Here is a 13066-nt window from a genome sequence, read left to right on the forward strand (position 1 = left end):
CGAACGGCTGCAGGCCGAAGGATCTACAGGCGAGGTCGCACGTGCGCTGCGGGATTGCACGATCCCCGCATTCGCAATGATCGATCGGCGAGGGATGCGCCGCGGACACGGCTCCGCGGCCATCCCCCGGCATCCACGACCCGGATAGATCGGGCCGTGACGTAGGATTTTCCTCGACGGCGGGTGGGCCGTCTCCCGATCCGCGCCGCTCGCGCGCGGCTCCTCATCTCCCCAGAAACGCAGGAGAAATTCCCATGTCCCGACTGGAATCCCTGAATTCCGAGCTGTTCCAGCCGCTCGCGGAGCAGGACGCGGCCAGCCTGCAGGGCGGCAGCGGCGCCACGATGATGTACATCGGGAAGAGCTACGACATCATGCCCGACGGCACCCGCATCGAGGACAACGACTTCATCGGCGACACCGAGCCCACGCAGCCGGCCTGACCCCTTCACGCGCGGAGAATCCCCCGATGTCCCGGCTTGAATCCCTGAGCTCCGACGTCTTCCAGCCCCTCGACGACGAGCAGTCGGCGGCGGTGCAGGGCGGCGCGGCGGCGGCCACGCAGATGCTGGTGAAGGGCATGACGTTCATCAGCGACGGCAGCTACGTCTACGACTACGACATCTACACCGACGACGACGTGGCGCCCGCCGAGCCGATCGGCACGGTGGGAGCCTGATCCCCCTGATCCACACACGCACGGAGAGCTTCCCGATGTCCCGACTGGAATCCCTGAGCTCCGACCTGTTCCAGCCCCTCGACGCCGGCCAGCAGGCGTCGGTGCAGGGCGGGATGGCGGCGCCCACGCAGCTGATCCGCGGCGCCAACACCTTCCTGAGCGACGGCACCGTGGTGATGGACTACGACATCTCGCCCGACGACGACTCCGCTCCGGCCGAGCCCATCGGCACGCTCGGAGCCTGACCCACCCGCTCCCCGCACCCGCGGGGCCCAACATCCACCTTTCGAGAGACGGAGATGACGATGTCGAAGCTGGAATCGCTGAACGAGGCGCTCTTCACGCCGCTGTCGGCGGAAGAGACGGAGATGCTGAAGGGCGGAATCGCCTCGACGCCCGCGCAGACCTACATCAAGGACTACACGATCATCAACGGTCAGGTGGTCGTGGAGCTCATTCCCGATCCGGACTCCACCACCGTCGCCGAGGCCGTGGCGTGAGCTCGCGCCCCACGCTGCAGCCGCTCGACGACGCGCTGTTCGCCCCGCTCGCGGCGGCCGAGGCCGCGCAGGTGAAGGGCGGCGCCGCCGCGACCGAGCAGCCGGGAAGCACGCTGATGCTCGTTCCGGTCTACGGGCTGGACGGCAACTTCATCGGCTGGGACTACGTGACCGACTGATCCCGCCGATTCCCTCATCTCCCCATGCACAGGAGGACGCCATGAAGAAGCTGGAATCGCTGAGCGAGGCGCAGTTCGCGCCGCTGGCGGAGGACGAAGCCGCGCAGGTGAAGGGCGGCATGATCGCCACCGCGACGCAGACGTTCGCGGCCGACTACGTCAACGGCGTGTTCGTCGGCTACGGCCGCGACGAGGACGAGCAGGCGGAGCCCGCGACCGTCGCCTGACCGGCGCCGCGGCCCCATCGACCCCGAACCCATCGGCCGGCCCGTCCGGCCGGCACGGAGAAGCTGCCATGACCCGTCTGGAATCGCTGAGCGACGCGCGCTTCGCGCCGCTCGCGACGGAAGAAGCCGCGCAGATCAGGGGCGGCGCCACCGTCTCGGACCCGCCGACGTACCACTGGGTGATCGTGAACGACCAGATGATCCAGGAGCCCGACTTCGACGCTGTGAGCGCGGGGTGATACGAGATCCAGTAGGAAGGATCGGTGCATCCGACCCACTCACGTGCTGCCGCGCCCACAGATCCTTCGGCCTGCAAGGTGTTGCGCTAACTCAAGTTGCAGTGTGGCCGGCCTCAGGATGACGTCGGGGGGGCAGCGCGGATGCAGAAGCTGATCTCCCGGATCTGGTATACCGACGAAAGGGGAGCCCGCGCGGGGCTCCCCTTTCTCGTGCGTGCCGGGCCGGTCTACCAGGTGAGCACGATCTTGCCGAAGGTGGCGTTGGATTCCATCCGCTCGTGCGCCTTGCGGATGTCCTTGAAGCTGAAGACCGAATCGACCACGGGCCTGATCCGCTCCGACGAGAGGAGCGGGAGGACGACGGACGAGAACTCGCGCGCGAGGGCGATCTTCTCCTCCAGCGGGCGGCTGCGCAGCACGGTGCCGAACAGGTGCACGCGGCGGCGCAGCAGCAGCCCCAGGTCGATCTCCACCTTCGACCCCGCCGTGGTGCCCACCACGATCGCGCGCCCCTGCACCGCGAGGACGCGGAGGCTGGCCTCGAGCAGCTTGCCGCCCACCAGGTCCATCACCGCGTGCACTCCGCTGCCGTAGGTGGCCTGGTTCACCGCCTCGGCCAGGTCTTCGCGCGTGGTGTCGATCCCCACCTCCAGCCCCAGCTCCTCGGCGCGCTTCAGCTTCTCCGGGGTGCGCGAGGTGCCGATGGTCATGGCCCCCGCGGCGCGGGCGAGCTGCAGCGCCGCCGTCCCCACGCCGCTGCCGACGGCGTGGATGAGCAGCCGCTCGCCCATCTTCAGGTCGAGCTGGCGGAAGAGCGCGTCGTACGAGGTGAGGAACGCCTCGGGGATGGCCGCCGCGTGCTCCCAGTCCAGGTCGTGGGGGATGCGGATCCCCTCGCGCTCGTGCACCACCACGTACTCGGCGTGGCCGCCGCCGCCCACGATTCCCATCACGCGGTTGCCCACCGCCCACAGGCCGGCGCCCTCGCCCACGGCGTCCACCTCGCCCGCGTACTCCATCCCGGGGATGTCGGCGGGGGCGCCGGGGGGCGCGGGGTAGCTGCCGCGGCGCTGCAGCAGGTCCGCGCGGTTCAGCGCCGACGCGCGCACCCGCACGCGGATCTCGCCCGGCCCGGGCTCGGGGATGGGCCGCTCCTCCGGCGCGAGCACCTCCGGCCCGCCGGGGCGGGTGATGACGATGGCTTTCATGCGTGTCCCGACTGGAGTCCGATCCAAACCGAAGTTCAATCCCGACCGCGCGCGGATGCGAGGAACGCATCCGTGCCTTGTGCCGCGCGCCCAACGCGAGAAGTGCACCAGCGCGCCCGGCAGCGCCGGAACTGCAACGGCAGAAGGCGCTCGCTCATCCCCCGAATCCATCATCGTGCACACCGGCAGGGTTGTTGCGCTCCGTCGCGGCGGAGCGCCGCGAAGCCCGTCCCGCGACGAGACCTCTTTCGCACTCCCGCACTCCCGCACTCTCGCACTTTGTTCGCCATGGCCGCACCGAAAGCGAAGCCGAAATCCACGCCCGCCAACGTGCGCCAGGCCGACGCGGGTCCGGAGCTGATCCCCGCGCGCGGCAAGGCGTGCGAGGTGAAGGTGGGCGGCAAGTCCGTGCGGCTGACCAACCTGCACAAGCCGTTCTGGCCGGAGCTGGGGATCACCAAGGGCGACCTGCTGCGCTACTACCTGGCCGTCAGCCCGTACCTGCTGCCGCACCTGCGCGGCCGCGCCATGGTGATGAAGCGCTACCCCAACGGCTGGAACGGCCCGTTCTTCTTCATGAAGCGCACGCCGTCGGGCGCGCCGGCGTGGCTGAAGACCTGCGCCATCGAGCACAAGAGCAAGAGCATCATCGACTTTCCCATCGTCAACGACGTGGCGTCGCTGCTCTGGGTGGTGAACCTGGGGTGCATCGACCTGAACCAGTGGTACGCCACCTGTGAGGACTACAACCGCCCCGACTACGTGCACTTCGACCTGGACCCCGTCCCCGGCGCGGACTTCGCGCGGGTGCGGCAGGTGGCGCTGCACGTGCGCGACGCGCTGGCCAAGCTGGGGATGAAGAGCTACCCCAAGACCACCGGCTCCAAGGGGATCCACATCTACGTGCCGATCGTGCGCGGGCCGCTGCAGAAGCAGGTGTGGGGCTTCGCCAAGCGCTTCGCGCAGGCGATGGAGCAGCTCTACCCCGACCTCGTCACGGCCGAGTACCGCGTCGCCAGGCGCCCCGCGGGCCGCGTGCTGGTCGACTACAACCAGAACGCGTGGGGCCGCACGCTGGCGTCCGTCTACTCCGTCCGCGCCAAGCCCGGCGCCACGGTTTCCACACCGGTCACGTGGGACGAGGTCGAGGGCGGCGTGGAGATCGAGGACTTCACCGTCCTGAACGTCCCCGCGCGGCTGAAGGAGAAGGGTGATCTGTATCGCCCCCTGCTGCTGAACCGCGGAAGATTCGACCTGTCGAAGCTGATCTGACACGGAATCCGAGAGAAGGATCGGTGCATCCGACTAGCTCACGTGCTGCCGCACCCACAGATCCTTCGGCCTGGAAGGTGTTGCGCTGATACGAGTTACGGTGTGGTCGGCCTCAGGATGACGTCGGTGCGCAGGGCGGATGCTGATGCGAGACGAAGCCCTTCACCGCGCCGAACAGCCTCGCGCAGTTTGCGAGGCTTCCCGTGGTTGTTGCTGCGACTTCAGTCGCCGGGCAGCGGGGCCGGGGCTCGCACGAAACTCCTTGGGTAACGAACGAACACGTTGGAAAGAAAGAAGATGGAGCTGCCGATCGGGCTGGACTACGCGCCCATGGAGGCCGACAGCGCGGCCGAGATCCCCACGGGCGCCGGGTGGATGTACGAGCCCAAGTGGGACGGCTTCCGCTGCCTGGCCTTCCGCGACGGCGACGAGGTGGACCTGCGCTCCAAGGCCGGGAAGCCGCTCGCGCGCTACTTCCCCGACGTCGTCCAGGCGATGCTGTCGCTGCGCGCGAAGCGCTTCGTCCTCGACGGCGAGATCGTCGTCCCCGTCGGCGACTCGCTCTCGTTCGAGGAGCTGCAGCTGCGCCTCCATCCCGCCGCGAGCCGCGTGGCGAAGCTGGCGGCGGCGCACCCGGCCGTCTTCGTCGCCTTCGACCTGCTGCTGGGCCCGCGCGGCGGCCCGGTCCACGACCGGCCGCTGGAGGAGCGGCGCCGCAAGCTGGAGGAGTTCGCGGAGCAGTTCTTCGAGGCCGGCGGCCCCGTCCGCCTCTCGAAGTCGACGTGCGACGTGGGCGAGGCGAAGGGGTGGCTCACCGGCGGCGTGCGGGGACTGGACGGCGTGATGGCCAAGCGCGAGGACGAGCCCTACGCCAGCGGCGAGCGCACCGCGATGGTGAAGATCAAGAACCTGCGCACCGCCGAGTGCGTGGTCGGCGGCTTCCGCTACCTGCAGAAAAAGCCCGTCATCGGCTCGCTCCTGCTCGGCCTCTACACGGTGGACGGGCTGCTGCACCACATCGGCTTCTGCTCCGCGATTCCCGAGGAGGAACGCGAGGAGCTGACGCCGAAGCTGGAAAAGCTGCGGCAGGCGCCCGGCTTCACCGGCAGCGCGCCCGGCGGCCCCAGCCGCTGGAGCACCGAGCGCTCCACCCAGTGGGAGCCGCTGGCGCCGAAGCTGGTCGCCGAGGTGCAGTACGACCACTTCAGCGGCGGCCGCTTCCGCCACGGCACCCGCTTCCTCCGCTGGCGCCCCGACAAGGAGCCGCGCCAGTGCAGCATGGAGCAGGTGATCCGCGAGAGCCGGTCTACGGCGGCATTGCTGTAACTTCGCGCTCTGCCGGCGCGGCCTCGTGCGGTTGAAGCCTCGCGTAGTTTGCGAGGCTTTCCGTCGTGGTTGCCGCGGCTTCGGCCGCCTTCCCGGGGGCTTCGCCGCGACTCTCTTTCTTCCATCCCGCAAACGCGATACATCTCCCGGTGTACAATCACGCTCACGGAAGTCGTTTCGCACCGAAGCAGAATCCCGACGATGGTAGATTCGATCCCCACCAGCGCTCCATCCCCCTCTCCCGCCGTGGAGATTCCCCCGTCCGAGAGCCCGATCCGCGCGCGGCAGGACGCCGTGGGCGCGGTGTGGACGGAGGTGGCGGGGCGGCGCGTGGCGCGGCACTACGGCGACTCCGCGGGCGAGTACCGCGCGGTGCGCGAGGGCGCCGGGCTGGCCGAGCGCGGCGACCGCGCGCGCATCCGCATGTGGGGCAAGGACCCCGTGAAGATGATCCACGGGCTCATCACCAACGACCTGCTGAAGGCCGCGCCGGGGCAGGGCGTCTACGCGGCCATGCTCACGCCCAAGGGCCGCACCATCGCCGAGCTGCGCATCTTCCGGCGCGAGCTGCCGTCGGGTGTGGAGGTGCTGGTGGAGATGCCGCGCGAGGCGCTGGACGGCGTCCGCGAGCACTTCCGCAAGATGGTGCCGCCCATGTTCGCGAAGTGGGGCGACGTGACGGACACGCTGGCCGGACTGGGCGTCTACGGCCCGCGCTCGCGGGAGATCGTGGGCCAGGTGCTGGGGATCGACCCGCCGTCCGCGGAGGATGCGCACGCGGAGGCGGACTTCGGCGGCGCGGCGGTGATGGTCGCGGCGACGCGGTACGTGGGACTGGAGGACGGATTCGACCTGTTCGTCGCCGCGGATGCGGCGGGGGCGCTGTGGGATGCGCTCGCCGTGGCCGGCGCGCGGCCGATCGGCTTCGGCGCGATCGAGACGCTGCGCATCGAGGCGGGGCGCCCGCGCTTTGGCGCGGACCTGACCGAGGACGTGATCCCCACCGAGGCGTTCGAGGAGGCGGGGCTGATGGAGCGCGCCATCTCCTTCTCCAAGGGGTGCTACACGGGGCAGGAGGTGATCGTCCGCATCGCCCACCGCGGCCACGTGAACAAGCACCTGCGCGGCCTCCTCCTCGGCGACGCGCCCGCGCCGGCGCCCGGCACGCGGCTGGTGAACGCGGAAACGGGGAAAGACGCGGGCTGGCTCACCAGCGTCGCGCACTCGCCCCTGCTGGGGCAGTCGGTCGCGCTCGGCTACGTCCGCCGCGAGGTCGAGCCCGGTGCCGTCGTCCGCCTCGGCGCGCCGGACGGTGCGATGGCGACGGTCGCGAAGCTGCCCTTCGAGCGGCCGGCGTGATGGAGACGGGCGACGTCGCGCTGAAGGAGTGGGCGGCGATCGAGGATGCGCTCGCGAGCGGCCGCCTCTCCGTGCTGGTGCGCAAGGGCGGCATCCATGAGAAGCGCGGCGGCTTCGAGGTGGAGCACCGCGGCTTCTGGATCTTCCCCACGGGGTGGCACCAGAACGAGCACGAGCTTTCCCCCGCCTTCCGCGGCCACCTGGGCGACACGCCGCGCTTCGCCCCGGACACCATCCCGCTGCGCGTCTGGTGCGCAGTCGAGGACGCGTGGCGCGTGGAGGACCTGGACGCGCTGAAGCGCCTCGCCGACCTGCAGCCGTTCACCGACGAGACGCTGGAGTCGCGCTTCGAGTACCGCGGCAAGCCGTACCTGCACGTGGTCCTCGTCCGCGCGCACGTCCTCGCCGAGCCGCGCGCCATCCCCAACACGGCCGCGTACGAGGGCTGCGTCTCGTGGTTGAAGCTGGACGAACCCGTCTCCGCCGCCCCCGCCTTCCCCGCGCTCCCCGACGCCCCCTTCGCCGCCCTCCGCCGCGAGGTGCTGGCGCGGCTGGGTGACGCAGCCGCATCCCCCATCCCCCGCCGCGACGGCGAATGACCACGGACGAGCTTCGCCGCGCGCTGGAGCAGGCCTGGGACAGCGACCGCGAGCACGTGGAACGGTTGACGCTCGCCGCCGCCGTCCTGCAGACCGCGTTGCGAGAAGCGGGGATGGAGGCGACGCTGGTCGGCGGCGGCGCGATCGAGTTCTACATTCCGGACGCCTACACGACGAGCGACATAGATCTGGTTGTCGAGCGCCAGACACGCGAGGCGTTAGACGACGTGTTCACCTCGCTCGGGTTGACGCGCCGTGGCAGGCATTGGGTCCGTGGGGAGTTATTCGTCGAAGTGCCCGGCAACTACATGGCGGAGCCGACGGAGGAGTTTACAATCGGTCCCATGACTCTGCGGGTGGTGCGGAAGGAGTACGTGCTGGCGGACCGCGTAATCGGGTTCCGACATTGGAAGTACTGGGCATACGGCGTGGAGGCAATCGAGATGATTCGCGCTCTCGGGAGCCAGATCGATGAAGCGGCGCTTCGTGCCTATCTGCGCAAGGAGGGCTCGGAGCACGCCTATGATCTGCTGCGTGAGATTATGGCGTCGGGCGAGCCCCTGACGGAGCAGACGCTTGAGGCCCGATGGCACCGCGAGTATCGTTGAAGCGTCATTGGAGACCAAGGACTATGGACATCGACGATATTGATCTCACTGAGCTTCGCGAGATGTGGGCGCGCCACCGGGCCGCGCTCGTCGAACTGCGAAAGCGGATCGATCCCACCGGAATGACGCGGCCGGCGCGCGACCCGGACGAGCGCGCGTTCCTGGCGGAGCGGAATGCGCTGGGGCCGTTCGTGGAGGTGGATCACCCGAGCTGGCGGGAATGGCGCGCCGGGCGGTCCACGAAGAAGGGTCCCTGACCCGGTTCGCCCGCGAACGGACCCGTGATCGCCGGGCGCGATCCCATTTGCATCCAACTCGGCGATTGTAAACGACTTGGCGGCTTACGTGGACCCGTTCTTGCCCCTTCCCCGCAGCTCGTTGTTGTGGCTACCTCCCCTGCGCATCCCGTGCGGGGCGGACGCGCGCGGCGAACGCCCGCATGCGTGCCACAGAGCCAGAAAGGGATGAGACCGATGCGGAAGATCAAGCTGGCGGTGGAGAGTCTCGATGTGCAGAGCTTCGCCACGTCGAGTTCACACGCCGCCGAAGGAACCGTGGTGGCTTACCAGCAGACCATGCAGGGGCAGCATTGCGGCTCGGCATACGATGCCTGCCACACGGGCCTCTGCACCCCCAACTGTGCGCCCACGTACAGCCCGGAAGCGTGCCCGACCCAGTATCCCCAGTACTGCTGATCGCGGGGCGGGCGCGAAAGAAGGGAAACCCCGAGCCGGCCCTCTCCGCACCCGGAGAGGACCGGCTCCCGCAGGATTCAGCGGATGACGCTCTCGCCCGCAACGTACCGCACGCTGGCCGACACCGTGGTGGTGATCCACTTCGGCTTCGTGCTGTTCGTGGTGCTCGGGGGAATTCTGGTGCTGCGGTGGCGGCGCGCGGCGCGGGCCCATCTGCCGTGCGCCGCGTGGGGTGCGCTGATCGAGTTCGGCGGGTGGATCTGCCCGCTCACGCCGCTGGAGCACCGCCTCCGCGACCTGGGCCACGAGCCGGGGTACGCCGGCGGTTTCGTGGAGCACTACATCACCCGCGCGATGTACCCCGCCGGCCTCACGCGCGGGATGCAGATCGCCATCGGCCTCTTCGTCATCGCCGTGAACGTCGCCGTCTACTGGCTCGCGTTCGGGCGGCGGCGGACTCCCGCCGTTCCCGCATAGCAGAAAACGGAACGGCCTCACGCGGAGACGCGGAGACGCGGAGAACCCATCGCCGCGATGAGTTCTCTGCGTCTCCGCGTGAGATTGCAGTTATCGATGGTTCAGAAGAGCGAGATCTGCTCCCCGATCTGCTTCGGGTCCACGGGCGCGATGCCGAGGCGGCGCTGCAGGTCGCGCGCGGAGGCGGGGCTGTGACCGGCGAAGTGGTTGTTCATGTAGCCGAAGACGTCGACCGTCAGCCCGCGCAGCACGCCCGCCCACTCCGCGGTTTCCTCGCCGCGGTCCACCTGCACGTGCGAGAAGTCGGTCAGGTCGCGGTTGGGCCCCATCCACCGCAGGTAGTGGAAGTCCGCCGTGGGCTTCGCGGCCAGCTCCAGCACCATGTCGCGCGGGATCCAGCGGCCGTCGCTGAGCGCCAGCGCCACGCCGTGCTCGGCCAGCAGCGCCAGCAGGTCCCACAGCACGTCCGGCCGCATCCACTTCGCCTGCCGCAGCTCCACCGCGAAGCGCAGGTCGCGCGGGAGCCGGGGGATGAACGACTCCAGCGCGTCGAAGTCCGGCGGCGCGAACTCGGGCCCCATCTGCACCAGGATGGGCCCCAGCTTGGGGCCCAGCATCCGCGCGCGCTCCAGGAACGTCTCCGTCTCGGCCTCGGCGCGGCGGAGATGGCGCTCGTGCGTGATCTCCTGCGGCATCTTCAGCGCGAAGACGAAGTCGTCCGGCGTGCGCCGCGCCCACCCGCGCACCGAGTTGGGCGGCGGAGTGGCGTAGAAGGTGGAATCGACCTCCACCGTGCCGAACGCCTGGGCGTAGAGCGTGAGCATGTCGGCCGGGCGGGTGCCCTCGGGGTAGAAGGGCCCCACCCACGCCGCGTAGTTCCACCCCTGCGTGCCGATCCGGATCTCTCCCGCCACGCCGCATCCTCCGTTCACGTGTATCCGTGAGGATGCGCGCGGGCGGCGATCCGCGCAAGCCCCGCATCACCGCCCGCCGGCCCGCTCCGCGCGTCCGGGAGCGGCTATCCGCGCTGAAACCGTTGTCCATCCCCCCGCGTATCGTGAGATTGCATCGCGCCTTCCGTGTCGGTCCGGCGCGGGCCCGAGTGCCGGCGCCCGGCCGGCTGAAACTTCCCCGCGGCGGCCCCCGTACAGCGGGATGGCCCGGCGAATCCGCCTGAAACGCAGTCCCCAGAATCCGGAGCGCTCGAGATGGACACGAACGGAAAGAACAAGGTAGAGATGATCCTGAAGTGGATCGTCCTGGTGATCCTCGCCGTGGTGGCGATGAAGATCGTCTTCAGCGTATTCGCCCTGGCATGGGTGCTCGGCGGGATCCTGCTGACCAAGGTGCTGCCGCTGGTGCTCCTGGTGTGGGGCGTGCTGAAGCTGGTGGAGTGGTGGAAGAGCCGGAACGGCGGCACCGCCGCCTCGCCCGCCGAATCGGAGTTCTGATCCGCGCCCGGGCGGCCGGATCCTGATTCTCCAGGCGGAGATCCAACCACCGCGGGGGCGCTCGGAAACGGGCGCCCCCGCGGTTTTGTGTGGAGATGGATTGGAGGCCTCGGCATCGAGGGGCGGATCTACTCGCTTTCCACCCCCGGCGCGCACCCGCGGCATCATCGCCGTTCTGGCTCCGCCGCCGCGCCACGCCTATCATGAGAGCAATCCTCCGTCCCACCCGCCGCCCGCGCGATGCCGACCATCCTCCCGCCCACGCTCCCGCTCTCGCCGCTCCTGCAGGGATATCTCGATGAGCTCGCCGCCATCCGCCGCGACGCGGAAGAGCTGACGGCCGGCCTCACCGGCGCGCAGTTCGGCTGGCGCCCGGAGCCGGCCGTGTGGTCGGTCGGGCAGATCGTGCGCCATCTCACCGTCTCCGGCCGCAGCTACGCGGATGCGCTGCGCCCGGCGCTGGCGGCCGCGCGCGCCCGGGGATCGGCGGACCGGGGGGATTTCAGGCCGAGCCTCGTCGGCGGGCTGATGGTGCGCTGGATGGAGCCGCCGCCGCGGATGCGCTTCAAGGCTCCGCGCATCTGGCGCCCCGCCGGCGCTGGCGGGGATGCGGCGGATCGAACGCGGGAGATGGCGGACTGGCGCGCGCTGCACGACGCGTTCGAGGAGACGATCCGCGCCGCCGCGGGGCTGGACCTGCGCCGCATCCGCATCGTCTCCCCCGCCAGCCGGCTGGTGCGGATGAACGCGGGCGACGCGCTGGCGCTCATCCTGGCCCACGAGCGACGCCACCTCTGGCAGATGCGGCGGGTGAAGGAGCACGCCGGCTTTCCGGCAGGCTGAGCTCGCGGGGATCGCATTCCACAAGACGGAACCGGCGGCCCGCGAGTGGTGCGGGCCGCCGGTCGTTTGATTTCGTCGCCGTCCCCGCGCCGCGCGGCGATGCGCGGATGCCGTGGACCGCGCGTTCGCTTCCGGGCGGACCGGGAGCGGGGGATGGAGATGCGTCAGTTGAGCCAGGTCTTCTCCGGCTTGCCCCGCGCCCGTGCGGTCTCGCGCAGCTCGAACAGCTCGCGGCTGAACGCGCGCGCCGCCGTGGCGAAGGCGCCGCGCTCGCGCAGCTCGCTGGGCGGGGCGCCCATGAACTGCCGCATGGCGGCTTTCAGGCTGACCTCGCTGGCGTACCCGCAGGCGCGCGCCACCTGCGCCACCGTGCGCCGCGGGTCGTCCAGCAGCTCCGCCGCCAGGAGCAGGCGCAGCCACGCCATCAGCCGGCGCGGCGGCGGCAGGTCGGCGCGCGCGAACCAGCGGGGGACGGTGCGCTCGTTCACTCCCAGCGCCGCGGCCAGTTCCGGCGCCTGTCCGCCGGCCGCCACCGTCTCGGCCGCGGTGGTCAGCAGCGCGCGGGCGCGGGCGGGCACGCCGCGCGGAAGGGCGCGGCGCAGCAGCCGGTGCACCGTGCGCGCCTGCACCGCGGCGATGCGGCGGGCCAGCGCCGGCTCGCTGTCCTCGCGCCCCAGCGCGACGACATCCGCCACGCCCCACGCGAGCAGGGTGCGCAGCGCGTCGGCATGCCCGGGCGTTACCGGGAACGCGGCGACCACGGTGGCCAGGGGGTGCTCCTCGAGCAGCGCCCGCAGCGCCGGCACCGGCGCGCCGCCCGCCGCCCCGGCGAACGGGTCTACGACCGACACGGCCGTTCCCGGCGCCCGGCCCAGCTCGGACGCCAGCTCCTTCCAGTCACGCACCGGCACCAGCCGGAAAGCCGTTCCCTGCACCGCGGCCAGGCGCTCCTTCAGCACCGGCGAGGCGTGGAGCAGGAACAGCGGCCGGACGACCTCCTGCAATGTTACGTCCTGAAAGGGGGTCAGATTGGCGACACCGCTTGACGGGCCGCACAAAAACGCATCACCTTATGCCGCCTCGCCCCCACACAACCCGATGCACACCAGGAGGACCGGATGAAATTCCGTACGTCGCTCGTGTTCGCCGCCGCCGTGCTCACGCTGGCTGCCTGTTCGGCCGACTCGCTTACCGGGCCCGTGACCCGGCGCCCGCCCGTCAACCAGGAATCCAACGGGAGCGGGATGATGGGCGGCGGCGGAAACAAGACCACCGACGGGAGCGGGATGATGGGCGGCGGAGGCTGATTCCGGATCGCGAGCCACCCGGCCGGGCCGTCACCCGTGCGGTGACGGTCCGGCCGGGCTCCGCTGCGGAAGCCGTGCCGCGAAGTCCCTGATCCGG

At 70.4% G+C, this 13066-nt stretch carries 21 protein-coding genes; 18 read left to right on the plus strand and 3 right to left on the minus strand.

Annotated elements, in window-relative coordinates:
* Positions 1-254 precede the first annotated feature (254 nt).
* The 7 genes from VLK66_RS02070 (at position 255) to VLK66_RS02100 (ending at position 1824) form a co-directional block, all read left to right on the plus strand.
* On the plus strand, positions 255-443 hold the full coding sequence (locus VLK66_RS02070; RefSeq protein ID WP_325307481.1) for a hypothetical protein: 189 nt from the start codon (positions 255-257) through the stop codon (positions 441-443).
* Positions 444-469: 26 nt separating this feature from the next.
* Positions 470-679, plus strand: coding sequence for a hypothetical protein (locus VLK66_RS02075; RefSeq protein WP_325307482.1), 210 nt, complete (start codon positions 470-472; stop codon positions 677-679).
* A gap of 35 nt (positions 680-714) precedes the next feature.
* On the plus strand, positions 715-924 hold the full coding sequence (locus VLK66_RS02080; RefSeq protein WP_325307483.1) for a hypothetical protein: 210 nt from the start codon (positions 715-717) through the stop codon (positions 922-924).
* Positions 925-984: 60 nt separating this feature from the next.
* Positions 985-1179, plus strand: a complete 195-nt coding sequence (locus VLK66_RS02085) for a hypothetical protein (RefSeq protein ID WP_325307484.1) — start codon at positions 985-987, stop codon at positions 1177-1179.
* A complete protein-coding gene (locus tag VLK66_RS02090) occupies positions 1176-1358 on the plus strand; it encodes a hypothetical protein (RefSeq protein ID WP_325307485.1) in 183 nt (60 codons plus the stop codon). Before VLK66_RS02085 ends, VLK66_RS02090 begins: the two co-directional genes overlap by 4 nt.
* 41 nt (positions 1359-1399) lie before the next feature.
* Positions 1400-1585, plus strand: coding sequence for a hypothetical protein (locus tag VLK66_RS02095; RefSeq protein WP_325307486.1), 186 nt, complete (start codon positions 1400-1402; stop codon positions 1583-1585).
* A gap of 68 nt (positions 1586-1653) precedes the next feature.
* Complete coding sequence (locus VLK66_RS02100) at positions 1654-1824, plus strand: hypothetical protein (protein ID WP_325307487.1); 171 nt, start codon at positions 1654-1656, stop codon at positions 1822-1824.
* Positions 1825-2051: 227 nt separating this feature from the next.
* On the opposite strand, the gene VLK66_RS02105 is transcribed toward VLK66_RS02100, so the two are convergent.
* Positions 2052-3032 (minus strand): NAD(P)H-quinone oxidoreductase, encoded by a 981-nt coding sequence (locus VLK66_RS02105; RefSeq protein WP_325307488.1) that lies wholly within the window; start codon positions 3030-3032, stop codon positions 2052-2054.
* Positions 3033-3320: 288 nt separating this feature from the next.
* Here VLK66_RS02105 and ligD point away from each other — a divergent pair, with 288 nt between their 5' ends.
* From ligD to VLK66_RS02145, 8 genes are all read left to right on the plus strand, one after another.
* Positions 3321-4304, plus strand: a complete 984-nt coding sequence (gene ligD, locus VLK66_RS02110; RefSeq protein ID WP_325307489.1) for a non-homologous end-joining DNA ligase — start codon at positions 3321-3323, stop codon at positions 4302-4304.
* A 297-nt stretch (positions 4305-4601) separates the two neighbouring features.
* Positions 4602-5630 (plus strand): ATP-dependent DNA ligase, encoded by a 1029-nt coding sequence (locus VLK66_RS02115; RefSeq protein ID WP_325307490.1) that lies wholly within the window; start codon positions 4602-4604, stop codon positions 5628-5630.
* Positions 5631-5831: 201 nt separating this feature from the next.
* The gene (locus VLK66_RS02120; protein ID WP_325307492.1) at positions 5832-6989 is read left to right on the plus strand and encodes an aminomethyltransferase family protein; all 1158 of its coding nucleotides are present in this window, start codon (positions 5832-5834) and stop codon (positions 6987-6989) included.
* Entirely contained in the window at positions 6989-7588 is a 600-nt protein-coding gene (locus tag VLK66_RS02125; protein ID WP_325307494.1) for a DUF1802 family protein, read from the plus strand. Before VLK66_RS02120 ends, VLK66_RS02125 begins: the two co-directional genes overlap by 1 nt.
* Positions 7585-8196, plus strand: a complete 612-nt coding sequence (locus VLK66_RS02130; RefSeq protein ID WP_325307496.1) for a hypothetical protein — start codon at positions 7585-7587, stop codon at positions 8194-8196. The genes VLK66_RS02125 and VLK66_RS02130 overlap by 4 nt, the downstream gene beginning before the upstream one ends.
* Before the next feature lie 23 nt (positions 8197-8219).
* A complete protein-coding gene (locus VLK66_RS02135; RefSeq protein WP_325307497.1) occupies positions 8220-8453 on the plus strand; it encodes a hypothetical protein in 234 nt (77 codons plus the stop codon).
* Positions 8454-8669: 216 nt separating this feature from the next.
* Entirely contained in the window at positions 8670-8891 is a 222-nt protein-coding gene (locus VLK66_RS02140) for a hypothetical protein (protein ID WP_325307499.1), read from the plus strand.
* Between the two features lie 84 nt (positions 8892-8975).
* Positions 8976-9368 (plus strand): DUF2784 domain-containing protein, encoded by a 393-nt coding sequence (locus tag VLK66_RS02145; protein WP_325307500.1) that lies wholly within the window; start codon positions 8976-8978, stop codon positions 9366-9368.
* Positions 9369-9469: 101 nt separating this feature from the next.
* On the opposite strand, the gene VLK66_RS02150 is transcribed toward VLK66_RS02145, so the two are convergent.
* Positions 9470-10282, minus strand: a complete 813-nt coding sequence (locus VLK66_RS02150) for a DUF72 domain-containing protein (RefSeq protein WP_325307502.1) — start codon at positions 10280-10282, stop codon at positions 9470-9472.
* Between the two features lie 294 nt (positions 10283-10576).
* Between VLK66_RS02150 and VLK66_RS02155 the strand changes: the two genes are divergently transcribed.
* Positions 10577-10819 carry a hypothetical protein gene (locus VLK66_RS02155; RefSeq protein ID WP_325307504.1) on the plus strand — a complete coding sequence of 81 codons (243 nt, stop codon included), beginning with the start codon at positions 10577-10579 and terminating at the stop codon, positions 10817-10819.
* A gap of 240 nt (positions 10820-11059) precedes the next feature.
* Positions 11060-11662, plus strand: coding sequence for a DinB family protein (locus VLK66_RS02160; protein WP_325307505.1), 603 nt, complete (start codon positions 11060-11062; stop codon positions 11660-11662).
* Between the two features lie 164 nt (positions 11663-11826).
* On the opposite strand, the gene VLK66_RS02165 is transcribed toward VLK66_RS02160, so the two are convergent.
* Positions 11827-12666: a helix-turn-helix domain-containing protein gene (locus tag VLK66_RS02165; protein WP_325307507.1), complete on the minus strand. Its 840-nt coding sequence runs from the start codon at positions 12664-12666 to the stop codon at positions 11827-11829.
* Positions 12667-12780: 114 nt separating this feature from the next.
* On the opposite strand from VLK66_RS02165, the gene VLK66_RS02170 reads away from it, so the two are divergent.
* Positions 12781-12969, plus strand: coding sequence for a hypothetical protein (locus VLK66_RS02170; protein ID WP_325307508.1), 189 nt, complete (start codon positions 12781-12783; stop codon positions 12967-12969).
* Positions 12970-13066 lie beyond the last annotated feature (97 nt).

The sequence above is a fragment of the Longimicrobium sp. genome, from assembly GCF_035474595.1.
Lineage (GTDB): Bacteria > Gemmatimonadota > Gemmatimonadetes > Longimicrobiales > Longimicrobiaceae > Longimicrobium.

Excerpts from the sequence above, each read along its gene's own strand:
- VLK66_RS02075 (WP_325307482.1), top strand. The coding sequence starts at position 470 with ATGTCCCGGCTTGAATCCCTGAGCTCCGACGTCTTCCAGCCCCTCGAC.
- VLK66_RS02120 (WP_325307492.1), top strand. The coding sequence starts at position 5,832 with ATGGTAGATTCGATCCCCACCAGCGCTCCATCCCCCTCTCCCGCCGTG.
- VLK66_RS02080 (WP_325307483.1), top strand. The coding sequence starts at position 715 with ATGTCCCGACTGGAATCCCTGAGCTCCGACCTGTTCCAGCCCCTCGAC.
- VLK66_RS02095 (WP_325307486.1), top strand. The coding sequence starts at position 1,400 with ATGAAGAAGCTGGAATCGCTGAGCGAGGCGCAGTTCGCGCCGCTGGCG.
- VLK66_RS02155 (WP_325307504.1), top strand. The coding sequence starts at position 10,577 with ATGGACACGAACGGAAAGAACAAGGTAGAGATGATCCTGAAGTGGATC.
- VLK66_RS02085 (WP_325307484.1), top strand. The coding sequence starts at position 985 with ATGTCGAAGCTGGAATCGCTGAACGAGGCGCTCTTCACGCCGCTGTCG.
- VLK66_RS02070 (WP_325307481.1), top strand. The coding sequence starts at position 255 with ATGTCCCGACTGGAATCCCTGAATTCCGAGCTGTTCCAGCCGCTCGCG.
- VLK66_RS02125 (WP_325307494.1), top strand. The coding sequence starts at position 6,989 with ATGGAGACGGGCGACGTCGCGCTGAAGGAGTGGGCGGCGATCGAGGAT.
- VLK66_RS02135 (WP_325307497.1), top strand. The coding sequence starts at position 8,220 with ATGGACATCGACGATATTGATCTCACTGAGCTTCGCGAGATGTGGGCG.
- VLK66_RS02115 (WP_325307490.1), top strand. The coding sequence starts at position 4,602 with ATGGAGCTGCCGATCGGGCTGGACTACGCGCCCATGGAGGCCGACAGC.
- VLK66_RS02130 (WP_325307496.1), top strand. The coding sequence starts at position 7,585 with ATGACCACGGACGAGCTTCGCCGCGCGCTGGAGCAGGCCTGGGACAGC.
- VLK66_RS02145 (WP_325307500.1), top strand. The coding sequence starts at position 8,976 with ATGACGCTCTCGCCCGCAACGTACCGCACGCTGGCCGACACCGTGGTG.
- VLK66_RS02100 (WP_325307487.1), top strand. The coding sequence starts at position 1,654 with ATGACCCGTCTGGAATCGCTGAGCGACGCGCGCTTCGCGCCGCTCGCG.
- VLK66_RS02160 (WP_325307505.1), top strand. The coding sequence starts at position 11,060 with ATGCCGACCATCCTCCCGCCCACGCTCCCGCTCTCGCCGCTCCTGCAG.
- VLK66_RS02170 (WP_325307508.1), top strand. The coding sequence starts at position 12,781 with ATGAAATTCCGTACGTCGCTCGTGTTCGCCGCCGCCGTGCTCACGCTG.
- VLK66_RS02105 (WP_325307488.1), bottom strand. The coding sequence starts at position 3,032 with ATGAAAGCCATCGTCATCACCCGCCCCGGCGGGCCGGAGGTGCTCGCG.
- VLK66_RS02140 (WP_325307499.1), top strand. The coding sequence starts at position 8,670 with ATGCGGAAGATCAAGCTGGCGGTGGAGAGTCTCGATGTGCAGAGCTTC.
- ligD (WP_325307489.1), top strand. The coding sequence starts at position 3,321 with ATGGCCGCACCGAAAGCGAAGCCGAAATCCACGCCCGCCAACGTGCGC.